Source organism: Mycolicibacterium holsaticum DSM 44478 = JCM 12374 (assembly GCF_019645835.1).
In the GTDB taxonomy this organism is placed as follows: domain Bacteria; phylum Actinomycetota; class Actinomycetes; order Mycobacteriales; family Mycobacteriaceae; genus Mycobacterium; species Mycobacterium holsaticum.
This window is the reverse complement of record NZ_CP080998.1, coordinates 795,337-819,131: the sequence shown is the minus strand read 5'-3', so window position 1 is coordinate 819,131 and position 23,795 is coordinate 795,337. Positions and strand designations below refer to the sequence as shown.

The 23,795-nt window shown below is 68.4% G+C and carries 27 protein-coding genes; 16 read left to right on the top strand and 11 right to left on the bottom strand.

Translation table 11 applies throughout. From position 1 onward, the window contains the following. Window positions 1-25 precede the first annotated feature (25 nt). The 3 genes from dusB (at window position 26) to phoU (ending at window position 4,136) form a co-directional block, all read left to right on the top strand. Window positions 26-1,159 (top strand): tRNA dihydrouridine synthase DusB, encoded by a 1,134-nt coding sequence (dusB, locus tag K3U96_RS04060; RefSeq protein ID WP_220693387.1) that lies wholly within the window; start codon window positions 26-28, stop codon window positions 1,157-1,159. Window positions 1,160-1,350: 191 nt separating this feature from the next. Beyond that, window positions 1,351-3,375 carry an LCP family protein gene (locus K3U96_RS04055; RefSeq protein ID WP_220692152.1) on the top strand — a complete coding sequence of 675 codons (2,025 nt, stop codon included), beginning with the start codon at window positions 1,351-1,353 and terminating at the stop codon, window positions 3,373-3,375. A 92-nt stretch (window positions 3,376-3,467) separates the two neighbouring features. Then, complete coding sequence (gene phoU, locus K3U96_RS04050; RefSeq protein ID WP_069405807.1) at window positions 3,468-4,136, top strand: phosphate signaling complex protein PhoU; 669 nt, start codon at window positions 3,468-3,470, stop codon at window positions 4,134-4,136. Window positions 4,137-4,231: 95 nt separating this feature from the next. On the opposite strand, the gene pstB is transcribed toward phoU, so the two are convergent. The 6 genes from pstB to K3U96_RS04020 form a co-directional block, all read right to left on the bottom strand. Then, the gene (pstB, locus tag K3U96_RS04045; protein ID WP_220692151.1) at window positions 4,232-5,008 is read right to left on the bottom strand and encodes a phosphate ABC transporter ATP-binding protein PstB; all 777 of its coding nucleotides are present in this window, start codon (window positions 5,006-5,008) and stop codon (window positions 4,232-4,234) included. A gap of 9 nt (window positions 5,009-5,017) precedes the next feature. Then, a complete protein-coding gene (gene pstA / locus K3U96_RS04040; RefSeq protein ID WP_069405809.1) occupies window positions 5,018-5,944 on the bottom strand; it encodes a phosphate ABC transporter permease PstA in 927 nt (308 codons plus the stop codon). Beyond that, window positions 5,941-6,984, bottom strand: coding sequence for a phosphate ABC transporter permease subunit PstC (pstC, locus tag K3U96_RS04035; protein ID WP_220692150.1), 1,044 nt, complete (start codon window positions 6,982-6,984; stop codon window positions 5,941-5,943). Before pstC ends, pstA begins: the two co-directional genes overlap by 4 nt. A 46-nt stretch (window positions 6,985-7,030) precedes the next feature. Continuing rightward, window positions 7,031-8,158 (bottom strand): phosphate ABC transporter substrate-binding protein PstS, encoded by a 1,128-nt coding sequence (gene pstS, locus K3U96_RS04030; protein WP_220692149.1) that lies wholly within the window; start codon window positions 8,156-8,158, stop codon window positions 7,031-7,033. A gap of 105 nt (window positions 8,159-8,263) precedes the next feature. Beyond that, entirely contained in the window at window positions 8,264-9,169 is a 906-nt protein-coding gene (mshD, locus tag K3U96_RS04025) for a mycothiol synthase (protein ID WP_220692148.1), read from the bottom strand. After that, window positions 9,166-9,948, bottom strand: coding sequence for a winged helix-turn-helix transcriptional regulator (locus K3U96_RS04020; protein WP_069405812.1), 783 nt, complete (start codon window positions 9,946-9,948; stop codon window positions 9,166-9,168). Before K3U96_RS04020 ends, mshD begins: the two co-directional genes overlap by 4 nt. A gap of 159 nt (window positions 9,949-10,107) precedes the next feature. Between K3U96_RS04020 and lmeA the strand changes: the two genes are divergently transcribed. From lmeA to K3U96_RS03985, 8 genes are all read left to right on the top strand, one after another. Then, window positions 10,108-10,923 (top strand): mannan chain length control protein LmeA, encoded by an 816-nt coding sequence (gene lmeA / locus K3U96_RS04015; protein WP_220692147.1) that lies wholly within the window; start codon window positions 10,108-10,110, stop codon window positions 10,921-10,923. Beyond that, window positions 10,920-11,342: a thioredoxin family protein gene (locus tag K3U96_RS04010; RefSeq protein WP_069405814.1), complete on the top strand. Its 423-nt coding sequence runs from the start codon at window positions 10,920-10,922 to the stop codon at window positions 11,340-11,342. The genes lmeA and K3U96_RS04010 overlap by 4 nt, the downstream gene beginning before the upstream one ends. Before the next feature lie 59 nt (window positions 11,343-11,401). After that, window positions 11,402-11,488 carry an Ms5788A family Cys-rich leader peptide gene (locus K3U96_RS27130; protein ID WP_350355538.1) on the top strand — a complete coding sequence of 29 codons (87 nt, stop codon included), beginning with the start codon at window positions 11,402-11,404 and terminating at the stop codon, window positions 11,486-11,488. Window positions 11,489-11,580: 92 nt separating this feature from the next. Further along, window positions 11,581-12,057: a DUF4395 domain-containing protein gene (locus K3U96_RS04005; protein WP_220692146.1), complete on the top strand. Its 477-nt coding sequence runs from the start codon at window positions 11,581-11,583 to the stop codon at window positions 12,055-12,057. Between the two features lie 36 nt (window positions 12,058-12,093). After that, window positions 12,094-12,927 carry a sulfurtransferase gene (locus tag K3U96_RS04000; protein ID WP_069405815.1) on the top strand — a complete coding sequence of 278 codons (834 nt, stop codon included), beginning with the start codon at window positions 12,094-12,096 and terminating at the stop codon, window positions 12,925-12,927. Window position 12,928: 1 nt separating this feature from the next. Beyond that, window positions 12,929-13,231 carry a DUF1416 domain-containing protein gene (locus K3U96_RS03995; RefSeq protein ID WP_069405816.1) on the top strand — a complete coding sequence of 101 codons (303 nt, stop codon included), beginning with the start codon at window positions 12,929-12,931 and terminating at the stop codon, window positions 13,229-13,231. A 100-nt stretch (window positions 13,232-13,331) separates the two neighbouring features. Continuing rightward, a complete protein-coding gene (locus K3U96_RS03990; RefSeq protein ID WP_084223276.1) occupies window positions 13,332-13,652 on the top strand; it encodes a DUF732 domain-containing protein in 321 nt (106 codons plus the stop codon). A gap of 152 nt (window positions 13,653-13,804) precedes the next feature. After that, on the top strand, window positions 13,805-14,434 hold the full coding sequence (locus tag K3U96_RS03985; protein WP_069405818.1) for a heme-binding beta-barrel domain-containing protein: 630 nt from the start codon (window positions 13,805-13,807) through the stop codon (window positions 14,432-14,434). Window positions 14,435-14,448: 14 nt separating this feature from the next. Here the strand turns inward: K3U96_RS03985 and K3U96_RS03980 are convergent, their stop codons facing one another. Together K3U96_RS03980 and K3U96_RS03975 are read right to left on the bottom strand one after the other, a co-directional pair. Then, a complete protein-coding gene (locus K3U96_RS03980; RefSeq protein ID WP_069405827.1) occupies window positions 14,449-15,291 on the bottom strand; it encodes an ABC transporter substrate-binding protein in 843 nt (280 codons plus the stop codon). Window positions 15,292-15,619: 328 nt separating this feature from the next. Beyond that, the gene (locus K3U96_RS03975) at window positions 15,620-16,498 is read right to left on the bottom strand and encodes an aminodeoxychorismate lyase (RefSeq protein ID WP_220692145.1); all 879 of its coding nucleotides are present in this window, start codon (window positions 16,496-16,498) and stop codon (window positions 15,620-15,622) included. Window positions 16,499-16,531: 33 nt separating this feature from the next. On the opposite strand from K3U96_RS03975, the gene ygfZ reads away from it, so the two are divergent. Both ygfZ and K3U96_RS03965 read left to right on the top strand, forming a co-directional pair. Then, on the top strand, window positions 16,532-17,605 hold the full coding sequence (gene ygfZ / locus K3U96_RS03970) for a CAF17-like 4Fe-4S cluster assembly/insertion protein YgfZ (protein WP_220692144.1): 1,074 nt from the start codon (window positions 16,532-16,534) through the stop codon (window positions 17,603-17,605). A gap of 126 nt (window positions 17,606-17,731) precedes the next feature. After that, complete coding sequence (locus tag K3U96_RS03965) at window positions 17,732-17,899, top strand: DUF3073 domain-containing protein (protein ID WP_084223278.1); 168 nt, start codon at window positions 17,732-17,734, stop codon at window positions 17,897-17,899. 4 nt (window positions 17,900-17,903) lie between these two features. Here the strand turns inward: K3U96_RS03965 and purM are convergent, their stop codons facing one another. After that, window positions 17,904-18,977: a phosphoribosylformylglycinamidine cyclo-ligase gene (purM, locus tag K3U96_RS03960; RefSeq protein WP_069405821.1), complete on the bottom strand. Its 1,074-nt coding sequence runs from the start codon at window positions 18,975-18,977 to the stop codon at window positions 17,904-17,906. Between the two features lie 108 nt (window positions 18,978-19,085). Here purM and K3U96_RS03955 point away from each other — a divergent pair, with 108 nt between their 5' ends. Beyond that, window positions 19,086-19,517 (top strand): cupin domain-containing protein, encoded by a 432-nt coding sequence (locus tag K3U96_RS03955; protein ID WP_220692143.1) that lies wholly within the window; start codon window positions 19,086-19,088, stop codon window positions 19,515-19,517. A 25-nt stretch (window positions 19,518-19,542) separates the two neighbouring features. After that, window positions 19,543-20,505, top strand: coding sequence for an NAD(P)H-binding protein (locus tag K3U96_RS03950; protein ID WP_230982358.1), 963 nt, complete (start codon window positions 19,543-19,545; stop codon window positions 20,503-20,505). On the opposite strand, the gene purF is transcribed toward K3U96_RS03950, so the two are convergent. Next, complete coding sequence (purF, locus tag K3U96_RS03945) at window positions 20,502-22,019, bottom strand: amidophosphoribosyltransferase (RefSeq protein WP_069407421.1); 1,518 nt, start codon at window positions 22,017-22,019, stop codon at window positions 20,502-20,504. The two genes, K3U96_RS03950 and purF, sit on opposite strands and share 4 nt — an antisense overlap. Window positions 22,020-22,113: 94 nt before the next feature. After that, window positions 22,114-22,515, bottom strand: coding sequence for a sterol carrier family protein (locus tag K3U96_RS03940; protein ID WP_220692142.1), 402 nt, complete (start codon window positions 22,513-22,515; stop codon window positions 22,114-22,116). 16 nt (window positions 22,516-22,531) lie between these two features. Here K3U96_RS03940 and K3U96_RS03935 point away from each other — a divergent pair, with 16 nt between their 5' ends. Then, window positions 22,532-23,737, top strand: coding sequence for an MCE family protein (locus K3U96_RS03935; RefSeq protein WP_220692141.1), 1,206 nt, complete (start codon window positions 22,532-22,534; stop codon window positions 23,735-23,737). The last annotated feature ends 58 nt before the right edge of the window (window positions 23,738-23,795 follow it).

The following is a 23,795-nucleotide window of genomic DNA, read 5'->3' as shown; positions in this document are numbered from 1 at the left end:
GCCGGTGGTCGAGACGCGCGCGCAGCTGCGGATCGGCCCGATCGCATTGCCCAGCCCCGTCGTCCTGGCCCCGATGGCCGGGGTGACCAACGTCGCGTTCCGCACCCTGTGCCGCGAACTGGAGCTGGCCAGGGCCGGCACCGTCAGCGGGCTGTACGTGTGCGAGATGGTCACCACGCGGGCGCTTGTCGAGCGTCACCCGGCCACCATGCACATGGTCACCTTCGGCCCCGACGAGTCGCCGCGGTCGCTGCAGTTGTACTCGGTGGATCCGCAGCACACCTACGCCGCGGCCAAGATGATCGTCGACGAGGGGCTGGCCGACCACATCGACATGAACTTCGGCTGCCCGGTGCCCAAGGTGACGCGGCGCGGCGGAGGTGCCGCGCTGCCGTACAAACGCCGGCTGTTCGGCCAGATCGTCCGCGCCGCGGTGAGCGCGACGGACAACACCGACATCCCGGTCACCGTGAAGTTCCGCGTCGGCATCGATGACGAACATCACACTTTCCTCGACGCCGGGCGCATCGCCGCCGAGGAAGGTGCGGCCGCCGTCGCGCTGCACGCCCGCACCGCGGCCCAGCGGTACTCCGGAAAAGCGAACTGGGAACACATCGCGGCGCTCAAAGCCCACGTCACCGGCATTCCGGTGCTGGGCAACGGCGACATCTTCGAAGCCGACGACGCCCTGGCGATGATGGCGGCCACCGGATGCGACGGGGTGGTCATCGGCCGCGGTTGCCTGGGCCGGCCGTGGCTGTTCGCGGAGTTGTCGGCAGCCTTTGGCGGGCGACCGCTGCCCGTCGCGCCGACGCTCGGTGAGGTCGCCGAGATCGTGCTGCGCCACGGCCAACTGCTGGCCGCCCATTTCGGCGAGGACAAAGGCATGCGTGACATGCGCAAACACATCGCCTGGTATCTGCACGGTTTTCCCGCCGGCGCCGAGTTGCGGCGGGCGTTGGCGCTGGTCAAGACCGTCGCCGAGCTCGAAGACCTGCTGGGTCAACTGGACGCGACGGTGCCGTTCCCCGACGCGGCGCAGGGGCCCCGCGGCCGTCAGGGCTCATCGGCATCCGTAGCGTTGCCCGAGGGCTGGCTGGCCGATCCCGACGACTGCACGGTGCCTGCCGGTGCCGAGGTCATGCACTCGGGGGGCTGACGGCGTCTCGAAGTCGTCTCGATACTGAGACGACTCTGACATCACAACTCTCAGGATGTCTCAGTACGATATGGATCTTGTTCGGTATGGGCTCCGCTCGGAGCCACGCAGTGCTGTGAGACGGCATGCGGCGCTGCGGACGTTCATGCGCAACGAAGTGCGACGACTAAGGGTCGGAGGCCGGTGGGATCATGAGTGACGGCGATAACGCCACTCCTGGCCCGCAGGATCCGTCGGAGCCGGACCCGACAGCCGACGCCAACCATTGGCTTACCCGAAGTTCGCACCCATCGCCACCCGCCGCGCCGTGGGAACGCAGCCGCCGCGCGCGGCGCGCCGATCCCGAGGACACCGGCAGCCACACCGACGGCGTCACCGTCGCCGACCTGATCGCCCGCGTCAAGGGCGATACCGCCGTCCCTGAGGCGCTGCGCCGCCACCGGGCCCAGCCCGACCAGCCAGCCCCACCCACCGAGGTCATCGAGGCGGTATCCGACCCCGACGACGAGCACGACACCGAGATCATTCCCGCGCTGGGTGCATCGGAGTTGCCGGATCTGGCCGCGGTTCGCCGGCCTGCGCGGGTGCCGCCGACGCACGTGGTCGCCCGGCGCGGCAGCGTCGGTCCCGATCGACCGAAGCGACACCGTGGCCTGCGTTCCACGATGGTGGCGGGCCGGGCGGCCGCCGCGCTGATGGCGGTGCTGGCCCTGGTCCTCACCGGCGGCGCGTGGCAGTGGCAGACCTCCAAGAACAACATGCTCAACCGGATCTCGGCGCTGGATCCGGACTCCCGCGACATCCTCGACCCCAACGCGCAGTTCGGCGACGAGAACTTCCTGATCGTGGGGGTCGACAGCCGCATCGGGGAGAACAGCGACATGGGCGCGGGCACCACCGAGGACGCGGCGGGCGCCCGGTCGGACACCGTCATGCTGGTGAACATCCCCGCCAACCGCGAACGCGTCGTCGGGGTGTCGTTTCCCCGTGACCTCGAGATCGAACCGATGAAGTGCGAACCGTGGGATCCACGCACCCGCGAATACGGGCCGATCACCGACCCGGACTCGCCGATGTACGGAGCCGACGAGGTCTACACCGAGTACAAGCTGAACTCCGCCTACGCCGTCGGCGGGCCCAAATGCCTGGTGAAGGTCATCCAGAAGATTTCCGGGCTTTCCATAAACCGTTTCATGGCAGTCGATTTCGCCGGTTTCTCCAAGATGGTCGACGCGCTGGGCGGCGTTGAGGTGTGCAGCACCACCCCGCTGGAGGACTACGAGGTCGGCACGGTGTTGCCGCGTGCCGGCCGTCAGATCATCGACGGCCAAACCGCGCTGCAGTACGTGCGCGCCCGCCAGATCACCACCGAAAACAACGGTGACTACGGGCGCATCAAACGCCAACAGCGGTTCCTGTCCTCGCTGCTGCGCTCGCTGATCTCCAAGGAAGTGTTCTTCTCGCTGTCCAAACTCAACAACGTGGTCAACATGTTCATCAACGACAGCTACGTCGACAACATGGACACCAAGGACCTCGTCACCCTCGGCCAGTCGATCCAGGGCATCGCCGCGGGCCGGATCACGTTCTTGACCGTGCCCACCACCGGATATATGGACGAGTGGGGTAACGAGCACCTGCGCGAGGAGGACACCCGCGCGATCTTCGATGCGATCATCAACGACGACCCGCTGCCCGAAGAACGCAACTCCGACAACACGCCCGTGCCGGGTACACCGGAGGCGTCGACCGACGCCGACGCGATGAACCAGAGCCACGGGCCCACCGACTCCAGCGAGCTGGTCGACGCGGTCACCACCAACCCGCAGGACATCACCGTGCAGGTGTCGAATTCCACCGGCCAGGACGGTCTGGCGGCCAGCGCGGCCAGCGCACTGCAGACCCACGGCTTCAACGTCACCACGCCCAACGACTATCCCGGTCCGCTGGACGAGACGACGGTGTTCTTCTCCCCCGGCAACGAGGAGGCCGCTGCGACGGTGGCCTCGGCGTTCCCCAACCCGACCATCGAGCGGGTGACGGGCAAGGGCGACACCGTGCAGGTGGTGCTGGGCAGCGACTTCTCCTCGGTGAACCCGCCGTCGCCCAGCGGATCGACCGTGCAGGTCCACGTGGTACGCGGCACCAACAGCACGCCCACCGCACTGCCCGACGACCTGGCCGTGACCAACGCCGCCGACACCACCTGCGAGTAGTCGCACCCGACAGCGTTTTGCCAGGTGGGATTCACCTGGCGTTCACCGCTCGCGTCGTGACGCCGGGGGTGAAGAGACCGTAGGCTGGCCGCATGCGTACCGCGTACCACGAGCAACTCGAAGACTTGACGGCGCTACTCGGCGAAATATGCGGGCTGGCAGGCGCTGCGATGGAACGCGCGACCCAGGCCCTGCTGCAGGCCGATCTGGTGCTGGCCGAACAGGTGATCACCGACCACGAGCAGATCGCCGCGATGAGCGCGCGCGCAGAAGAAGCGGCGTTCGTGCTGCTGGCGTTGCAGGCGCCGGTCGCGGGTGATCTGCGGGCCATCGTCGGCTCCATCCAGATCGTCGCCGACGTCGACCGGATGGGGGCGCTGGCCCTGCACGTGGCCAAGATCGCGCGCCGCCGCCACCCCCAGCACGCGCTGCCCGAAGAGGTCAACGGCTATTTCGCCGAGATGGGCCGCGTCGCAGTCGAATTGGGCAACAGCGCCCAGGAGGTGCTGATCACCCGCGATCCGGAGAAAGCCGCCAGGATCCAAGAAGAAGACGATGCGATGGACGATCTGCACCGGCATCTGTTCACGGTGCTGATGGATCGTGAGTGGAAGCACGGTGTGGCCGCCGCTGTCGACGTGACGCTACTCGGCCGGTTCTACGAGCGCTTCGCCGACCACGCGGTCGAGGTGGCCCGCCGGGTCATCTTCCAGGTCACCGGCAAACACCCTGACGAGGAAGGCCTTCCGGCGTCCCGCTGAGCCGAAGTACCGCTCCGAGTGTGCGGTTTCATCCGCCGTGCGCGGCGTGTTGCGGATGAAATCGCACAGTCGCGAAGACGGCGAAATTGCGCGGTTTACCCGAACCGCCCGGAGATGTAGTCCTCGGTGGCCTTCTTGCTCGGGTTGGAGAAGATTTTCTCGGTGTCGTCGATCTCGATGAGCCGGCCCGGTTTACCGGTGGCCTCGAGGTTGAAGAACGCGGTCTGATCGCTCACCCGGGCGGCCTGCTGCATGTTGTGCGTGACGATGACGATGGTGAATTCCTGCTTCAGCGTGGCGATCAACTCCTCGATCGCCAGCGTGGAGATCGGATCCAGCGCCGAGCACGGTTCGTCCATCAGCAGCACGTCGGGTTGCACGGCGATGGCACGCGCGATGCACAGCCGCTGCTGCTGACCACCCGACAGCCCACCGCCGGGCTTGTCGAGCCGGTCCTTCACCTCGGTCCACAGGTTCGCGCCCCGCAGCGAACGTTCGGCGACCTCGTCGAGCGTCTTCTTGTTGCGCACGCCCTGCAGCTTGAGTCCTGCCACCACGTTGTCACGAATCGACATGGTGGGAAACGGGTTCGGCCGCTGGAACACCATGCCGATGGTCTTGCGCACCCCGACCGGATCGATACCTGCACCGTAGATGTCCTCACCGTCGAGCAGCACCGAGCCCTCGACGCGGGCACCGGGGATCACCTCGTGCATCCGGTTCAGCGTGCGCAGCACCGTGGACTTGCCACAGCCAGACGGGCCGATGAAGGCCGTCACGTTACGCGGCGGCACGGCCAGCGACACGTCGGCGACGGCGTGGAAGGCGCCGTAGTAGATGTTGACGTCTTTGAGGTCCAACCGCTTGGCCATGAAAAGCTCCTAAACCTTCTTGGGCGCGAACAGCTTTGCCAGCAGCCGCGCTCCCACGTTGAGGACGGCGATCAACAGGATCAGCGTCAGGGCGGCACCCCAGAGCCGGTCGGTGGGCACCGGGTTCGCGCCTGCTCCCGCCGACGTCTGGTCGTACATCATGCCCGGCAACGACCCCATGAAGCCGCTGAACATGTCGAAGTTGATGGCCTGGCTGTAGCCGACGAGGATCAGCAGCGGCGCGGTCTCGCCCATCACCCGCGCCAGCGCCAGCATGATGCCGGTGACGATGCCTGACAACGCCGTCGGAACGACAATGCGCACAATGGTTTTCCACTTCGGCACACCCAACGCGTAGCTGGCCTCCCGAAGGTCCATCGGCACGATGCGCAACATCTCCTCGGTGGCGCGCACGATGACCGGAATCATCAGCAGCACAAGGGAAAGCGAAACTGCGAGGCCCGACCGCTCGAATCCGAGCGTGGCGACCCACAGCGCGTAGATGAACAGGGCCGCCACGATCGACGGGACGCCGGTGAGGATGTCGACCATGAACGTGGTGAGCTTGCCCATTCGCGTGCCGCCGCCGTACTCGACCAGATAGATGGCGACGAAGATACCGATCGGGATCGAGATCACCGCACACACCAGGCCCTGCAGCAGGGTGCCCACGATCGCGTGGTACGCGCCGCCGCCGGCCATGAAGGCCGTCATGCCGGCCTGCGAATGCCACCACCACGCGGTGTCGGTGATGACGCCGAAACCCTTGACGACCACCGAGTAGAGCACCCACAGCAGCGGGATCAGCGCGACCACCACCGACAGCGTGACCAACACCGTCGCAAAGTGGTTGGTGACTTTCCGGCGCAGGCTCACACCCTGGAACGTGGTGGCTTTGACCGGCCGATCGAACGTCATGGTCGGTTGGGCTGTCATTTGGCACCTTTTCCTGCGACCGCAGCGCGGGCCAGCGAGTTCACCACGAACGTCAGCACGAACAGGACCAAACCGGCGGAGATGTAGGCGCCGGCCTTGAACTGGTCGTTGAATTCCGAAGCGGCGGAGGCGATCAGGCTGGCGAAGGTGAAACCGCCGTCGAACAGTGACCAGCCGAACGCCTGCTGGGTGCCGCGCAGGATGATCAGCAGCGCGATCGTCTCACCCAGCGCCCGACCCAGCCCGAGCATGCCCCCGCTGATGTAGCCCGACATGCCGAACGGCAGCACCGTGGTGCGCACCACCTCCCAGCGGGTGGCGCCGAGCGCCAGCGCGGCCTCGATCTGGCCGCGCGGTGTCTGGACGAACACCTCGCGGGTGACCGCGGTGATGATGGGCAGGATCATCACCGCGAGCACGATGCCCGCCGTGAAGATCGTCCCGCCGCCGACCACCGAGGCCGTACCGGTCTTGAACAAGAACAGCCAGCCGAGGTTGGTGTTGAGCCACTTCGCGACCGGCGCGATCACCGGCGCCAGCACGTACAGGCCCCAGACGCCGTAGATGATCGACGGTACCGCGGCCAGCAGGTCCACCATGTAGGCCAGCGGACCGGCCACCCGCCGCGGCGAATATTGCGTCAAGAAGATCGCGATCCCCAGGGCCACGGGCATCGCCAGCACCAGCGCGAACACCGACACGAACACGGTCACCTGCAGCAGGTCCAGCACGCCGAAGTGCATGGCCGACGTGTCGGTGGTGATCCAGTTGCCGCCGTAGAGGAAGAAGTTCTCCTCGTTGCGGGCCAGCGCCGGTATCGCGCGCCACAGCAGGAAGAACCCGATCGCCGCGATGAGCACGACGATGAAGCCCCCGGCGCCCTCGGCAAGCCCGCGGAACACCCGGTCCCCCAGCCGCACCTTCGCATTGCGCGACGGATCGATGGAGATGGGTTGCGGTTCGCCGAACGGTTGAGCCATCGCCTCGCCGGAACCTGCGTCCGACGGATTCGGCGTTGTCACATCGACCCCATCACTCATCGATTTGGTGTCCATCCTCGCCGCTCCAGTATCGGTCGCAGCCCGACTACTGTATTGCGCCCACGGCGGTCAGCAACCGCTCCTTGAACCGGTCGGGCAGCGGAACGTAGCCTGCGGCGGGCAGACCGGCCTGGCCCTGCTCGGATGCCGCCGCGGTGAGGAAGGACTTGACCGCAGCCGAGGTGCTGGCGTCGTAGCCGGCCGAGCAGACGACGTTGTAGGTGGCGAGCACCAGCGGGTAGGCGCCGGGCTCCTTGGTGCCGTACAGCGAGTTCAGGTCCAGCACCAGGTCGTTGCCCTCCGAGAGGAACTGGGCGGCGTCGATCGCCTTACCCGTTGTGTCATCGGTCAATTCGACCGCGCCCGCCCCGCTGTCGATGGCCGCGAACGGTAGGTCGGCCTGTTGGGCGAAGCCCTTCTCCACGTAGCCGATCGCTCCCGGGGTGGCCTGGACGGCCTGCACGACGCCCGCGGACTTCTGGGCGCCCTCCCCGGCGCCGCCCTGGAACTCGCTGCCCGCCCCCTTGGTCCAACTCTGCGGCGCGGCGGCGGTCAGATACTTCTGGAAGTTGTCGGTGGTGCCCGACGAATCCGACCGGTAGATCGGCGTGATCGGGGCGTCGGGCAGCGTGGATGCGCCGTTGACCGCGGCGATCGCCGGATCGTTCCAGTTGGTGATCTGCCCCTGGAAGATCTTGGCCAGCAGATCCGCATTGAGCACCAGGTTGTCGACGCCGTCGAGGTGGTAGGCCATCGCGACCGGCCCGAAGACCAGCGGCAGGTGCCAGGCCGGGTTTCCGCCGCACCGCTGGGCGGCCGGCTGGACCTGCTCTGCGGACAGCGGGGAGTCGGTGCCTGCGAAGTCGACCTGGCCCGCGATGAACTGCTGTCGCCCGGCGCCCGACCCGGTCGGGTTGTAGGACATGTTCTTGCCCGCGCACATCTGACCCCACACCTGGTTGAACACCGCGACGGCGTTCTGCTGTGCGGTGGAGCCCTCGCCCGTGATCTGGTTCTTGCCGTCGCACTGCGCCGACGCGCCGCCGGTGCCCGTCGTGCCGGGCTGCAGCGTTCCGGTGTTGTCGTCGGTGCCGCACCCCGACAGCGTCAGCGCGGCGATCGCCGTCGCCGACAGAATTTTGCCCAGCGACACGCCGGTGTACACGAACTTCACGAATCCCACTTTCGGTCGACGACATTGAGTCCTCCGGCAACGTATGCGGCCGTGGTGGATATCGCGCAGATGGAAGGTGAACGGACGGTAAACAGGTGCGGCCAGTCACTGGTTGGCCGCGTAGGCGGCGTCGACGGCGACGATCTCGAACCCCAACTTCTGGTAGGTCGTTACCGCCGCGGAGTTATCTGCTTCGACATAGAGCATCACCGTCGGTTGTGAGCTGTCCGACAGTCGTTCGGCAAGGTGATGCAGGCCGATCAGGGTGAGCACGCCGCCGAGCCCGCGGCCCTGGGCGGCGGGGTCGACGCCGACGACGTAGACCTCGCCGAGATCGGCGTCGTGCACTTCGCCGCGGGGCGCGGCATGGACCTTCGTCCAATGGAAGCCGAGCAGCGCGCCGGTCTGGTCGTCGAAGGCCAGGAACAACCCGGCGGGGTCGAACCACGGTTCGGCGCGGCGCTCGGCGATGTCGGATTCGGTCCACCCGCCCTGTTCGGGATGCCAGACGAAGGCGGCGTTGTTCACCCGCAGCAATTCGGCGTCGTCGTCGGGGCCGGAGTAGGTGGCGATGCGCACATCGTCGGGGATCGTGACGGGCGGCAAGTCGGTCAGCGGCCGGCGCATCTGCAGCAGTTCACGCACCACCGTCAGCCCGAGCGCGGCGGCGGTGGCGCGCGCGGGCGCCAGGTTGCCGTGCGCCCAGATACGTGTTCCCGCACCCCCTTCGGCGAGTCCGGCGCGCACCATCTCGGCTCCGATACCGCGGCGCCGGGCTAGCGGATGTACGACGAGCTCGGCCATGGCCGGTTCCGGCACCAGGTTGAGGTAGCCCACGATGGCGCCGTCCTCGACGGCGACGAGATGTCGGGTCTGATCGCGCGGCAGCTCGCGCAGCACCTGATCCCCCACCGGGGCCACCCCGTCGACGGCGGTGGCCGCGTCGATCAGCTCGCGAATCCGCTGCTGGTCCTGCGCGGAGAGATCAGCGCGCCACTGCAGTTCGGTCACTGACTTCGCAGCGGGTCGGCAAGCGTGTCGGGCACGGAGTCGGGCATGGCTTCGTGCGGGGGCTCGTCGACGTCGTCGGACAGCTCGGCCGGTGCCGCCTGCTGACGGCTGCGGGCCGGACGCACGGCCTTGTAGCCGACGTTGCGGACCGTGCCGATCAGCGACTCGTATTCGGGGCCGAGCTTGGCGCGCAGCCGCCGCACGTGCACGTCGACGGTGCGGGTGCCGCCGAAGAAGTCATAACCCCACACCTCCTGAAGCAGCTGCGCGCGGGTGAACACCCGGCCGGCGTGCTGGGCCAGATACTTCAGCAGCTCGAACTCTTTGTAGGTCAGGTCGAGCGGCCGGCCGCGCAGCCGCGCGGTGTAGGTGCCTTCGTCGATCACCAGCTCACCGAGGGTGATCTTGCCGGAGTTCTCCTGGTTGGCCACGCCGCCGCGACGGCCCACCAACAACCGCAGCCGGGCGTCGATCTCGGCGGGTCCGGTGCTCGGCAGCAGGATCTCGTCGAGCCCCCACTCGACGTTGACGGCCACCAGGCCGCCCTCGTTCACCACGGCCACCACCGGAACGGTGGTGCCGGTGCTGCCAAGGAGACGACACAGCCCGCGGGCGGCCGCCAGGTCGGTGCGCGCGTCGACGATGGCCACGTCCGCACTGCCGGCCTCGAGCAGTGAGGAGACCTCGGTCGGGGCGGTGCGCACGCTGTGCGGCAGCAGCGCCAACGACGGCAGCACCGACTCTGGTCGCGGGTCGACGGTCAAGAGCAGTAGATCCAACTGGCCCTCCAGCAGCCATTGGGGACCACGCCGTGACAACGGTGTCGCTGGTGACTTCCCAGATTCATGCCTGTCATGTGGCCGTTACCCGGCCGTTAGTCACCTAACGATAGCGTGCCACCTGCTGATTGGCCGCGCCGAACGGGTCGATCGACCGCGGTGGGCCAGAATGTGCGGGTGCGCAAGCTGCTGATCGGGGTCCTGACGACCGTGACCGCCGTCGTCGTCGGCGCGGTCGGGGTGGATTTCGGCGCCGCGATCTACGCCGAATACCGCCTGGCCAGAAGCGTGCGCACGGCCGCGGACCTGCATTTCGACCCGTCCGCGGCGATTCTGGGGTTCCCGTTCCTCACCCAGGCCGCCGACCGGCGCTACGACGAGATCGAGATCCGCGCGGCAAGCGTCGATCACCCCGTCGTCGGCAAGGCATCGCTGGAGGCGACCCTGCACGACATCGACCTCACCGAGGCGTCGTGGCTGATCGGACCGGACGCCAAACTGCCGGTCGGCAAGGCCGAGAGCCGCATCATCATCGACTCCACGCACATCGGCAGGTTCATGGGCATCACCGACCTGCTGGTCGAGGCTCCGACCCGGGAAAGCAACGACTCCACCGGCGGCACCACCGAATCGGGTATTTCCAGCAACGAGGGGCTGGTGTTCACCGGAACTCCCGACCAGGCCGGGTATTCCGAAAAAGTGAGCATCGCGGTGGATCTCGCGATCGCCGGTCCCGACCAGACCACGTTGGTGATGACGGCCACCGGCGTGCTGACCGGCCCGGGGACCGCCGACCAGGAGGTTCCCGACGACAAGCTGGCCGCGGTGCTGGCCGCGTTCTCCACCCGGGTGCCGGGCCAGAAGCTGCCGTTCGGGCTGGCGCCGACGGCCGAGGGTGCGCGGGGCTCCGACATCATCATCGAGGGCATCGCCGAGGGAGTAACGATCGCGCTCGACGAGTTCAGATTGTCATGAGCTCTTCTTGGGTGCTGGTGGTCACCGTGCTGGTGGCCGCCTTCGGCATCGCCTATGTGATCAGCCGCTTGTTGGCGTTGCGCACGCAGTTGCGCGAAGCGGGCGAGAAAGCCGCCAACATCGATACCAGCGGCCTCGGGTTGTCCGAAACGGGGCCGACGGTGCTGCACTTCAGCGCCCCGTGGTGCGGACCGTGTGCGGGGGTACGACGGGTGGTCGAGCAGGTGTGCGCGGAGCTGCCGCAGGTTTCGCACGTCGAGATCGACATGGACGCCGATCCCGAAGCGGCCAAACGGCTTTCGGTGCTGTCGCTTCCGACGACGATCATCTTCGACGCCGACGGGCGGCCGCGCTACCGGACGTCGGGGGTGCCCACAGCGCGAGACCTCCGTTCGGCGCTGACACCGCTGTTGGCCTGAGCACCGTGTCATTGGGTAAGCTGTGCGGCGTGTCCGCCCGCACCGAGCTTCAGCTCGCCATGCGCCGTGAGCCGATGCTCACCAAGCGCCGCGCAGTCGATCTGTGCCGCGTCGCGGGTTCTTGCTGTTGTTGTTGTAGCTGCTGAGCGCAGCTGCGCGATCTAGCGCGCTCGCTCGGGGCAGCCGTTTCGGCTTGCTCGCAATCAGCCCGGCCCAACCGCAACAGGAGTGTGACTCGATGTCGACCGACACCCGCCCCGCCGTCACCCAGGTGGACGTGCGCGGACCCAGGTTCACCGCATGGGTGACCACCGCCGTCCTGGTGATCGCGCTGCTGGTGTCGACGGTCAGCCAGCTCGGCGCCGCGGTGGTGCTCGGCGTGCAGGCCGTGGTGTTCGCCGTGGGCGCGGCGTTCGGCCCGCGCCGTCACCCCTACGGTCGGGTGTTCGCACGCCTGATCGCGCCGCGGCTGAGCCCGGTCACCGAGCGCGAACCGGTACCGCCGCTGAAGTTCGCGCAACTGGTCGGGCTGGTGTTCGCGGCGGCCGGCGCCGTCGGGTTCGCCACCGGGCTCTCCGCGCTGGGCCTGATCGCCACCGGCCTGGCGCTGGTGGCGGCGTTACTCAACGCGGCCTTCGGCATCTGCCTGGGCTGTCAGCTCTATCCGCTCGTCGCACGGGTCCGTAGGAACCCGCGCGTTCCCTCACCCGTGTAAGGGTCCAAAGCCCAAGCAACCGAAAGGATTTCATACATGGCACGCTCCGACGTCCTGGTCACCGCAGACTGGGTGCAGAGCAATCTGAACACACCGAACATCGTGTTGGTCGAGGTCGACGAGGACACCAGCGCCTACGACGACGGCCACATCGAGGGCGCTGTCCGGCTGGACTGGAAGACCGATCTGCAGGACCAGGTGCGCCGCGACTTCGTCGACGCCCAGCAGTTCTCCAAGCTGCTCAGCGACCGCGGCATCGCCAACGACGACACCGTGGTCCTCTACGGCGGCAACAACAACTGGTTCGCCGCCTACGCGTACTGGTACTTCAAGCTGTACGGCCACGAGGACGTCAAACTGCTCGACGGCGGCCGCAAGAAGTGGGAGCTCGACGGCCGTCCGCTCGTCAAGGATGCGCCGAACCGGCCGTCGACCAGCTACACGGCCAAGGCCCCCGACAACAGCATCCGCGCGTTCCGCGACGAGGTCATCGCCGCGATCGGCACCAAGAACCTCGTCGACGTGCGCTCCCCCGACGAGTTCTCGGGCAAGATCCTGGCCCCGGCGCACCTGCCGCAGGAACAGAGCCAACGGCCGGGGCACATCCCGAGTGCAATCAACGTGCCGTGGAGCAAGGCCGCCAACGACGACGGCACGTTCAAGTCGGACGAGGACCTGGCCAAGCTGTACGCCGCAGCCGGCCTCGACGGCGAGAAGGAGACCATCGCCTACTGCCGGATCGGTGAGCGCTCGTCGCACACCTGGTTCGTGCTGCAGGAACTCCTCGGACACCGCAACGTGAAGAACTACGACGGCAGTTGGACGGAATACGGCTCCCTGGTGGGGGCCCCGATCGAGTTGGGAAGTTGATATGTGCTCTGCACCGAAGCAAGGTTTGACGTTGCCCGCCAGCGTTGACCTGGAGAAGGAAACGGTGATCACCGGCCGCGTCGTGGACGGCGCGGGTCAGGTGGTCGGCGGCGCGTTCGTGCGTCTGCTGGACTCCTCCGAGGAGTTCACCGCCGAGGTCGTCGCCTCGGCCACCGGTGACTTCCGGTTCTTCGCCGCGCCCGGCACCTGGACGGTGCGCGCGCTGTCGCCGGCAGGTAACGGCGACGCCAGCGTCGCGCCGTCGGGCGCGGGCATCCACGAGGTCGACGTCAAGGTCGCCTGACGACGGCGCGCTCTTCTCGGCGAACCGCTGCGAAGAGCCACCGTCGCGGTCCACCATGGATCAGTCCTGCGCTACCGCAGGCTGAGGGGGAGGACCGTTCATGAGATTTGCCCGTGCCGCAGGCGTCACCGCCGCGGTGGCCGTGCTCGCCCTGGCCGCCGCGCCGCTGGCCGGCGCGGACGCCGACGATGATTTCCTCGACGCGCTGGCCGACGGCGGCCTGTCGTTCCCGCCCGCGGCGGTCGACAACGTCATCGGCGGCGGGCACAGCGTGTGCCAGGGCTGGTCGGCCGGCGACAGCTACTCCGACCGGGTCACCGACGTCGCGGCCAACATCGGCGGCAGCCAGAGCCTCGCCAGGATCTTCGTCGACGCCGCGACGAACACGCTGTGCCCGGAGTACCAGTCCGAGTTGCCCTGATTACATTCGGCCGTGGCCCCTGCCCAGCGGGGGTACCGGGCAACTAGACTCGACGCCGTGGTGCTGTTCTTCGAGATTCTGCTGGTCGCAGCGGTTGTGGTGATCACCTGGTTCGCGCTGTACACGCTGTACCGGCTGGTCACCGACGAGTCGTGACCTCCGGCGACGACGCGGTAGCGGCGGCCGCCGAGCGGGCCAAAGCCACGGCGGCGCGCAACATCCCGGCCTTCACCGACCTGCCCGGCCCACGCGACACCGCCAACCTGCGTGAGGGCGCCGACCTCGACGATGCGCTGCTGGCGCTGCTGCCCCTCGTCGGGGTGTGGCGCGGGGAAGGCGAAGGCCGCGACAGCGGCGGCGACTACCGGTTCGGCCAACAGATCGTGGTCTCCCACGGCGGCGGCGACTACCTGATCTGGGAGGCCCGCTCCTGGCGGCTGACCGAGGCCGGCGAGTACGAGCGGCCGTGGTTGCGCGAATCGGGCTTCTGGCGCTTTGTCAACGACCCGGCCGACCCGTCGGAGTCCCAAGCCATCGAACTGCTGTTGGCGCACTCCTCGGGCTACATCGAGTTGTTCTACGGCCGTCCACTCACCCAGTCATCGTGGGAAATGGCGACCGACGCGCTGGCCCGCAGCAGGTCCGGGGTGCTCGTCGGCGGCGCCAAACGGCTCTACGGCATCGTCGAGGGTGGCGACCTCGGCTACGTCGAGGAACGCGTCGACGCCGACGGCGGTCTGGTGCCGCATCTTTCGGCCCGGCTGTCGCGCTTCGCCGGATAGCGCGCACAGCCCGCTCAGGTCAGCACCGGCGCCTTGCCCGCGTCGGTCAGCCACGTCGTCTGCAGCGCGGCCAGCGTGCCGTCGGCGCGCAGCGCATCGATGACCGAGGACACGCAGCGCGTCAACGGGCTGCCCTTGTCGAGCACGATCCCGAACTGCTCGGCGTCGTCTGTGGTGGCCGGCAGCTGACCGACCATCACGCCGTCGCGGATCTCGTCGGCCACCGCGAACGCGGTCGGAAGATCGGCCACCAACGCGTCGATCTCACCTTCCCGCAGCGCCAACTTCGCGTCGCCGTTGGTGTTGTACACCTCGACGGGATTGGCGCTGCGCATCGCCATGGCCGCGGTGTAGCTGGTGGTGCCCACCTGCGCGCCCAGCTTGAGCGGCTTGAGGTCTTCGAGGCTGGCCGCATGGGCCGCAGGTGAGGATTTGACCGTCACGACGGCCTGGGTGACGTCGAAGTAGGGCGACGAGAAGTCGACGACGGCCCGGCGCTGGTCGGTGATGGAGAACTGGGAAAGGTTGGCGTCAAAGGACTTCGGGCCGTTGGAGAGCGCTTCGCTGAACGGCACCCGCACCCAGCGGACGTCCTCGCCGGTGTAGCCCATCCTGGCCGCGACCGCGTACGCGAGCGCGGATTCGAACCCTTCACCGTTGGTCGGGTTGTCGCCGATGTACCACGGCGGGTAGACCGGCTGGTCGGTGCCGAAGGTGAAGACGCCCTTGTACAGGGTGGCCAACTGGTCTTCGCTGCAGTCCTCAACGCGCGGCGCGGCGTCACGGGCGATCGGGGCGCATGAGGTGAGCGCGACGAGCACGGCGAGCAGCGCGCCGAGCTTCCAGGCGATGCGCATGGCCGCATCATCGCCCAGCGCGCGACGCAAGCCAAGCTCGATGCGACAACGGTTTCCTACCGATCCGGGCCCAGAGATGGGTCGGCCCCCGAGCCGCGTGTACCTGGTTGGACAAGACCAAGGGGCTCGGGGGCCGGGTGACTGCGGGGAATTCGCCAGCGCGCGCAGGGCGCGAAGAGCCTCAGCTCATTCCCCTGGCGCTGCTAGCTCGCAGCCACCTCACACGTCCATATGTCACTCAAAATCTCGGACCACCTCCTTCCCTGTGTACGAGCGAAGGTACCCGTGCACCACGGCGGCGACAAGCGATTTTCCGCCGGTTACGCGCTCAGCGATCGCTGACGATGGCGGCGTCGATCAGCTCGGCGAACTCGGCGGCCAACGGCGACGGCGCCAGCGCCTTGCCGTCCAGGGTGTGCACCCGCGCGGCCAGCGTGATGCTCGACACCAACCAAATCCCCTGCGCGGTAAGCAGATCTGCCGGCCGCAGGGCCCGGTAATCGCAGTCGTAGCCCTTGTTACGGGCCACTTCGAACAGCGCCTGCTGGGTGGTGCCGCGCAGAATCGGAAACCACGGCGGCGGCGTGAAGAAGGCCAGACCGTCGTCGGTGTCGGTGGCGATCACCACCGTCGAGCGCGGACCCTCCAGCAGGTAGCCGTCGGAGCCGACGAAGATCACGTCGTCGGCGCCGCCCCGTGCGGCGTGCCGCAACGCCGCCATGTTCACCGCGTAGGACAGCGTCTTCGCCCCGGCCAGCAGCCACGGCATCTCGGCGGTGCCCTTCGCGGGCAACCCGCGCGGCAGGATCACCGCCGCCGCGCCGTGCGCCCGCGCGGCGGCCACCCGGGCGGGCAGCACCCCGATCGTCGCGTACCCGGTGGGCGCCGAACCGCTCTCCCGGCCCCGGCTGTAGACCAGCCGCAGCACGCCCTCCTGGGCCCCCCAGGCGCGCCAGCGTTCGACCGCGATACCCACGGCATGCCGCCACTGCGGCAGGTCCGGTGCGGGCAGATCGGACAGGTGCGCCGAATGGACCAGGCGGGCCAGATGGGCCTCCAGCAGACACGGGCGGCCGTCGCGCACGAGCAGAGTCTCGAAGATGCCGTCGCCACGCACCGCGGCCAGATCGTCGGCGTACAGCAGCGGTTGGGCCGGGTCGTGCAGTTCTCCGTCGAGCGTCACGACGACGGCGTTTTGGCTCGCCATGGCCAAGAAGCGTAGCGCCGTAAGGTTGACGACATGTCAGCCGTTTCTGCACCCGATGCCGGACCCGACGCCGGCGCCGTCTGGCACTACGGCGATCCGCTCGGCGAGCAACGCGCCGCGGCCACCGAGGCCGTCGTCGTCGACCGCTCGCACCGGGCCGTGCTCACGCTGTCCGGCGCCGACCGCAAGACCTGGCTGCACAACCTGTCCACCCAGCACGTCAGCGAGTCGCCGGACGGCGCGGTCACCGAAAACCTGAGCCTGGACGGGCAGGGCCGTGTGGAAGATCACTGGATTCAGACCGAGCTCGGCGACGTCACGTATCTGGACACCGAGGCCGGGCGCGCCGAACCGCTGCTGACGTATCTGCGCAAGATGGTGTTCTGGGCCGACGTCAGCATCGAAACCGCCGACCTCGCCGTGTTGTCGCTGCTCGGTCCGCGGCTGGCCGATCCGGCGCTGCTCGCCGCGCTTGGCATCGATTCGCTGCCGGCGGAAGCCACCGCGGTCGCGCTTGCCGACGGCGGCTTCGTGCGCAGGCTGCGCGGGCCGGACCTGGAAGTCGACGTCGTGGTGCCGCGGGAGAGCGCCGCCGCGTGGCGCCGGCGCCTGGTCGACGCGGGCGTGCATCCGGCCGGGGTGTGGGCCTACGAGGCGCATCGGGTGGCCGCGCATCGCCCCCGGCTCGGCGTGGACACCGACGAGCGGACCATCCCGCACGAGGTCGGCTGGATCGGTTCGGCGGTGCACCTGGACAAGGGCTGCTACCGCGGTCAGGAAACCGTCGCACGCGTCCACAACCTGGGCAAACCGCCCCGCATGCTGGTGTTGTTGCACCTCGACGGCTCCTCGGACCGGCCCGCGACGGGTGATCCGGTGCTGGCCGGCGGACGCACGGTCGGCCGCATCGGCACGGTCGTCGACCACGTCGACGAGGGGCCGATCGCGCTCGCCCTGCTCAAACGTGGGCTGCCCGCCGACACCGAGTTGGTCACCGGCGGGGAGTCGGCGGTCGCGGCCGCGATCGACCCGGATTCGATGCCGGCCACCGACGCTGTCGGCGCCGGCCGCCGCGCCGTGGAGCAGTTACGCAGCGGCAGGCGCTGACCGCATGACACCCTGCCAGCACGCCGCAGCCAGGCACGGTAAAGTGTTGGCAGGACGATAAACGACATTCAGACCGGAGCCGCCTGTGAATTGGGCCGCTCCGTTATTGCGCAAGGGGGTTCCCCCATGGGCCGCGGCCGGGCTAAGGCAAAGCAGACCAAGGTTGCTCGTGAGCTCAAGTACAGCTCTCCACAAACCGACTTCGAACGGCTTCAGCGAGAGCTGTCGGGAGCACCCGACGACGACAGCCTCAACGGCGACGATTGGGTCGACGAGGACGAATGGCGGCCCTAGCCCGCTAAAAGCGCGGGTGACGCCCCACCAGCTTGGCTCTGGGAGCGTCCTTCCCACCCTTCTTGATGGTTCCTAGCGTCCAGCAGGTCAGGTGGCGCGCGGTCAGGATCGCCAGCGCGCGGTCGGTGTCCTCCGGCGCGACGATGGCGGCCATGCCGACACCCATGTTGAACGTCTTCTCCATCTCGGACCGCTCGATGCGGCCGCGCTGGGCGATCATCCCGAACACCGGTGCGGGCGTCCAAGTGCCACGGTCGATTTCGGCCACCAGGCCGTGCGGGATCACGCGTTCCAGGTTGCCCGCCAGCCCGCCACCGGTGACGTGGCAGAACGTTCGGACCTGGGTTTCCGCGGCGAGCGCCAGACAGTCCTTGGCGTAGATGCGGGTCGGCTCGAGCAACTCCTCACCGAGGGTGCGGCCGAACTCCTCGACGTGACCGGCCAGGTTCATCCGGTCGATCTCCAACAGCACCTTGCGCGCCAGCGAGTAGCCGTTGGAGTGCAGCCCGGTCGAGGCCATCGCGATGATCACGTCGCCGGGCTTGACGCGGTCGGGGCCGAGCACGTCGTCGGCCTCCACCACCCCGACGCCGGTGGCCGAGACGTCGTAGTGATCGGGCGCCATCAGCCCGGGATGTTCGGCGGTCTCACCGCCGAGCAGCGCGCAGCCGGCGATCACGCAGCCGTTGGCGATCCCGGAGACCAGCTCGCTGATCCGCTCGGGCACGGTGCGGCCGACAGCGATGTAGTCCTGCAGGAACAGCGGTTCGGCGCCGCACACGACGAGGTCGTCGACCACCATCGCGACCAGGTCGATGCCGACGGTGTCGTGCTTGTCCATCGCTTGCGCGACGGCGAGCTTGGTGCCGACCCCGTCGGTCGAGCACGCCAGCACCGGTTCGCGGTAGCCGCCGCGCAACGCGAACAGCCCGGCGAAACCGCCGATTCCACCCCGGACCTCTGGTCGGGTGGCCTTTTTGGCCAGCGGTTTGAGTAGTTCGACGGCGCGGTCCCCGGCTTCGATGTCGACTCCGGCAGACGCGTAGGAGATGCCGACAGGTTCGGCGCGTTCGGTCATCGAGAGCAAGGCTACCGTCGCGGCGCTCGGTGCGGTAACCGCCTTCGCAGATAGCTCCTGGCGCGTCGGCGCGGGAAAAAGTCGTCGGCCGTGACAATCTGCTCGTTCATGACAGCATTTCGCCCGGCGCTGACGTCCGCGCTCGCGCTCACCGTGACGTTCGGTACCGCTCCGCTTGCCACGGCCACCCCGTCGGTCGGCGTCGAGGCGGTGACCCTGTCCCAGTCGACCGAGGACGGCGTCGACTACGTCATCCGCGAGATCACCATCGCCCCCGGCGGCAGCACCGGATGGCATTACCACCACGGGCAGGTATTCGGGATGATCCGGCAGGGCACGCTCACCCACGACGCGGCGAACTGCACTGCCGACGGGAGCTATCCGCCGGGCGCGTCGATCAGCGAGGCCAGCGGACCCGAGCACGCTCACATCGGACGCAATCTCGGCCCGGAACCGCTGGTCATGGTGGTGGTCTACATCCAACCCGAGGGCACCCCGCTGGCGTCGGAGGTACCGGATCCGGGTTGCGGGTTTGCCTGAGGCCTAAAACGGCCATAGAGCCGGAGTGCCTGCCAACGACGAGGTCCGCGCCCTGGTGACCGGGGCGACCGGCTACATCGGTGGCCGGTTGGTCCCCCGGTTGCTCGAGCGCGGACATCGCGTGCGGGCGTTGGCGCGCAACCCCGACAAACTCGCCGACGTGCCCTGGCGTGAGCAGGTGGACATTGCGCGCGGTGATCTCGGCGACGCGGCGTCGCTGCGCAGTGCCTTCGACGGCGTCGACGTCGTGTACTACCTGGTGCACTCGATGGGGACCTCGTCGGACTTCGTCGCCGCCGAAGCCGCCGCGGCGCGCAACGTGGTGGCCGCGGCCGCCGACAGCGGTGTACGCCGGCTGGTGTACCTGGGCGGTCTGCACCCGCACGGCGCGGAGCTGTCGCCCCATCTGCGTTCGCGCGTCGCGGTCGGCGACATTCTGTTCGAGTCGGGCATCGAGACGGTGGTGCTGCAGGCCGGCATCGTGGTCGGGGCGGGTTCGGCGTCGTTCGAGATGCTGCGACACCTCACCCACCGGCTGCCCGCGATGACGACACCGAAGTGGGTGCACAACAAGATCCAGCCGATCGCCATCGACGACGTGCTGCACTACCTGACCGAGGCGGCCACCGCTGCCGTGCCGGAATCGCGGGCCTGGGATATCGGCGGACCCGACGTGCTCGAGTACGGCGACGCGATCCAGGGCTACGCCGAGGTGGCGGGTCTGCGACGGCGGTTCATCGTCGCCCTGCCGTTTCTGACCCCGACGATCGCCAGCCTGTGGGTCGGGCTGGTCACGCCGATGCCGCCGGGTCTGGCGCGTCCGTTGATCGAATCGCTGGAATGCGACGCGGTGATGGACGACCACGACGTCGACAGCGTCATCGCGCCGCCGCGCGGCGGGCTGACCGGATACCGCGACGCGGTGGCAAACGCGTTGCAGCGCGGACCGTTACCGACCGATCCGCGCTGGGCGCACGTCGGGCGTTAGGGCCTGCGCAGCGCCGAGGCGTTGTCGTTGTCGGCCTGCACCGGGATGCCGGTGCGCGCCGCGGTGGCCAGCATGTGCTCAATGACGTTCTTGCCCAGCGCCGTCTCGCCGGGAAGCTCGATCGGATAGTTGCCGTCGAAGCAGGCGCTGCACAGCCGCGAGGCGGGTTGTTCGGTGGCCGCGATCATGCCGTGCTGGCTGACGTAGCCCAGCGAGTCGGCGCCGATGGCGTGCCGCACCGCCTCGAGCATCTCGCCTTCGGATTCGACAGCGTTGGCGATCAGCTCGGCCGGGGTGGCGAAGTCGATGCCGTAGAAGCACGGCCACCGCACCGGCGGCGACGCGATGCGCACGTGCACCTCGACGGCGCCGGCCTCGCGCAACATCCGGACCAGCGCCCGCTGGGTGTTGCCGCGCACGATCGAGTCGTCGACGACGACCAGCCGCTTACCGCGGATCACTTCCTTCAGCGGGTTCAGTTTGAGCCGGATGCCCAGCTGGCGGATGGTCTGCGACGGCTGGATGAACGTGCGCCCGACGTAAGCGTTCTTGGTCAGCCCCTGCCCGAACGGGATGCCGGACTCCTGTGCGTAGCCGACCGCCGCCGGGGTGCCTGACTCCGGAACGCCGATGACCAGATCGGCCTCGACGGGGTGCTCGCGGGCCAACGCGCGGCCGATGTCGACCCTCGTCTTGTGCACCGAGCGGCCGACCAGCGTGCTGTCCGGTCGGGCCAGGTAGACGTATTCGAATACGCAGCCCTTGGGTTCGGGGTTGGCGAAGCGGGTGGAGCGCACCCCGTCGGCGTCGATGGCCAGCAGCTCACCGGGTTCGATGTCGCGGACGAACGAGGCGCCCACGATGTCGAGGGCCGCGGTCTCGGAGGCCACCACCCAGCCGCGGTCCAGCCGGCCCAGCACCAGCGGCCGCACCCCGTACGGGTCGCGGGCCGCGTAAAGCGTGTTCTCGTCGAGGAAGGTCAGGCAGAACGCGCCGCGTACGGTCGGCAGCAGCTCGAGCGCGGCCTGCTCCAGCGTCGCGTCGGCGGCGCCGTGGGCCAGCAGCGCACCGAGAATGTCGGAGTCGGTGGTGGCTGCGGGTGCGCCGCGGGTGTCCAACAGCCCGGCCTCACGTGCCCGGCCGGCCAGTTCGGTGGCGTTGACCAGGTTGCCGTTGTGGCCGAGCGCGACCCCGGTGCCCGCCGAGGTGTTGCGGAACACCGGCTGGGCGTTTTCCCAAGTTGTGGACCCGGTGGTCGAATACCGGCAGTGCCCGATCGCGACGTGGCCCTCCATGGCGGCCAGCGTCTGCTCGTCGAAAACCTGGCTGACCAGCCCGAGATCCTTGAACACCAGCACCTGCGAACCGTCGGCGACGGCGATGCCCGCGGCTTCCTGCCCGCGGTGCTGTAGGGCATAGAGGCCGTAATAGGTGAGTTTGGCGACTTCTTCACCGGGCGCCCAGACACCGAATACGCCGCATTCTTCTCTGGGCTCGGGTTCGGGGCCGGTCACGATAGGGCTGCTCCATGGGGGCGGGGGTGACGCCTCCAGCTTACGGGCTACTGCGGCCAAATCCGCCATCGCCGCCGAGTGTCACCGGACACACCTAACCCTGCGGGCGATCCGGCGTCACTACCGGTAGCCACTGCGCGATCTCGCCGGCCCTGGCCCCCGACAGCCGCAGCGCCCCGCTCGCGGCGGCGTCGGCCACGGTGAGCAGTCCGGTGGCCAGCAGCAGCCAGGTGCGCGGATCGGTTTCCACCACGTTGGGCGGGTTGCCACGTCGGTGCGCGGGGCCTGGAATGCATTGCACGGCAACGAACGGCGGCACGCGGACCTCGACGCTGGAGCCGGGCGCCGTCGCGGCGAGCGTGCGCGCGGTCAGCCGCACCGCTTCGGACAGTTCGGCGCGTGTCGGCGCCGGGCGAGCCTCGTCGCGCAGCCATTCTGCGAGCGCCGCGACGACGACACGCGTCTTCTCAGGATCGGTACCACGGCGCCCGGTCATACCCTAGATTCTCAAAATGGCTTTCGACCGCCACCACCCGCCGTACAAGGTGGGCGGCGCGGTCCTGCTGATCGTCGCCGCGATCGCGGCAAGCCTCATCTACCTGCAGTTCCGCGGCGACTTGGCGCCGAAGGCCTCGTTGACGGTGCTGTCGGACCGGGCCGGCCTTGTGGTCGAACGAGGCGCAAAGGTGACGTACAACGGCGTCGAGATCGGCCGGGTCGGCCGCATCGGCATCGTCGACGAGCACGGCACGTCGAAGGCCGGCCTCGCGCTCGACGTCGATCCGCGCTACCTGGAACTGATCCCGGTCAACGTGCACGCCGAGATCCGCGCGACGACGGTGTTCGGTAACAAGTACGTCTCCTTGGCCGCACCGGAAAATCCGTCCCCCGAACGGATTTCGAACCACGGCGTAATCACCGCGGCGGCGGTGACGACCGAGTTCAACACGCTGTTCGAAACCGTGCTGGAGATCTCGCAGCAGGTCGACCCGGTGAAGCTGAACCAGACGCTGGCCGCGGCGGCCGAGGCGTTGACCGGCCTGGGTACCCGGTTCGGCGAATCGCTCATCGACGGCGACCACATCCTGACCGACCTCAACGACCGGATGCCGCGCATCCGCGACGACACCCGCTTGCTGGCCGATCTGGGCGAGGTGTACGCCGACGCGGCGCCGGACCTGTTCGACGGGCTGGATCACGCGGCCACGTCCGCGGCCACGTTCAACGACCACCGCGCCGAGTTGGACGCCGCGCTGATGGCGGCGCTGGGCTTCGGCGACGTCGGCGCGGACACCTTCGAGCGCAGCGCGCCCTACTTCCAGCGCGGCGCCGCCGACCTGGTGCCGACCACCAAGCTGCTCGACGACTACCGCGGCATGCTCTTGTGCACCATCCGAACGTTCAACGAGATGGAAACGGTGGTGTCGAGAACCCTTGGTGGCAACGGCTATTCGCTGGCCACGTCATCGGGCACCATCGCCGGTGGCGCCAACCCCTACATCTATCCCGACAACCTGCCGCGGGTGAACGCACGCGGCGGACCCGAAGGCCGGCCGGGCTGCTGGCAGAAGATCACCCGCGAGCTGTGGCCTGCGCCCTACCTCGTGATGGACACCGGCGCCAGCATCGCGCCCTACAACCACCTCGAGCTCGGCCAGCCGATGTACATCGACTACGTGTGGGGCCGGCAGGTCGGCGAGTTCACCATCAACCCCTGACACAGCCGGCCCGCACCACCGCACCGGTGACGAGTGTGCGTCTTCATACCCGCGCTGC

What these genes read in the sequence shown, in the direction of transcription:
- K3U96_RS03975 (WP_220692145.1), bottom strand. Translation starts at nt 16,498, where the DNA reads ATGGCGAGCCAAAACGCCGTCGTCGTGACGCTCGACGGAGAACTGCAC.
- pstA (WP_069405809.1), bottom strand. Translation starts at nt 5,944, where the DNA reads ATGACAGCCCAACCGACCATGACGTTCGATCGGCCGGTCAAAGCCACC.
- K3U96_RS03965 (WP_084223278.1), top strand. Translation starts at nt 17,732, where the DNA reads ATGGGCCGCGGCCGGGCTAAGGCAAAGCAGACCAAGGTTGCTCGTGAG.
- ygfZ (WP_220692144.1), top strand. Translation starts at nt 16,532, where the DNA reads ATGTCAGCCGTTTCTGCACCCGATGCCGGACCCGACGCCGGCGCCGTC.
- K3U96_RS27130 (WP_350355538.1), top strand. Translation starts at nt 11,402, where the DNA reads ATGCGCCGTGAGCCGATGCTCACCAAGCGCCGCGCAGTCGATCTGTGC.
- K3U96_RS04010 (WP_069405814.1), top strand. Translation starts at nt 10,920, where the DNA reads ATGAGCTCTTCTTGGGTGCTGGTGGTCACCGTGCTGGTGGCCGCCTTC.
- pstC (WP_220692150.1), bottom strand. Translation starts at nt 6,984, where the DNA reads ATGAGTGATGGGGTCGATGTGACAACGCCGAATCCGTCGGACGCAGGT.
- K3U96_RS03940 (WP_220692142.1), bottom strand. Translation starts at nt 22,515, where the DNA reads ATGACCGGGCGCCGTGGTACCGATCCTGAGAAGACGCGTGTCGTCGTC.
- K3U96_RS03980 (WP_069405827.1), bottom strand. Translation starts at nt 15,291, where the DNA reads ATGCGCATCGCCTGGAAGCTCGGCGCGCTGCTCGCCGTGCTCGTCGCG.
- K3U96_RS04055 (WP_220692152.1), top strand. Translation starts at nt 1,351, where the DNA reads ATGAGTGACGGCGATAACGCCACTCCTGGCCCGCAGGATCCGTCGGAG.
- K3U96_RS04000 (WP_069405815.1), top strand. Translation starts at nt 12,094, where the DNA reads ATGGCACGCTCCGACGTCCTGGTCACCGCAGACTGGGTGCAGAGCAAT.
- K3U96_RS03995 (WP_069405816.1), top strand. Translation starts at nt 12,929, where the DNA reads ATGTGCTCTGCACCGAAGCAAGGTTTGACGTTGCCCGCCAGCGTTGAC.
- K3U96_RS03955 (WP_220692143.1), top strand. Translation starts at nt 19,086, where the DNA reads ATGACAGCATTTCGCCCGGCGCTGACGTCCGCGCTCGCGCTCACCGTG.
- K3U96_RS04005 (WP_220692146.1), top strand. Translation starts at nt 11,581, where the DNA reads ATGTCGACCGACACCCGCCCCGCCGTCACCCAGGTGGACGTGCGCGGA.
- purM (WP_069405821.1), bottom strand. Translation starts at nt 18,977, where the DNA reads ATGACCGAACGCGCCGAACCTGTCGGCATCTCCTACGCGTCTGCCGGA.
- phoU (WP_069405807.1), top strand. Translation starts at nt 3,468, where the DNA reads ATGCGTACCGCGTACCACGAGCAACTCGAAGACTTGACGGCGCTACTC.
- K3U96_RS03935 (WP_220692141.1), top strand. Translation starts at nt 22,532, where the DNA reads ATGGCTTTCGACCGCCACCACCCGCCGTACAAGGTGGGCGGCGCGGTC.
- pstB (WP_220692151.1), bottom strand. Translation starts at nt 5,008, where the DNA reads ATGGCCAAGCGGTTGGACCTCAAAGACGTCAACATCTACTACGGCGCC.
- K3U96_RS03990 (WP_084223276.1), top strand. Translation starts at nt 13,332, where the DNA reads ATGAGATTTGCCCGTGCCGCAGGCGTCACCGCCGCGGTGGCCGTGCTC.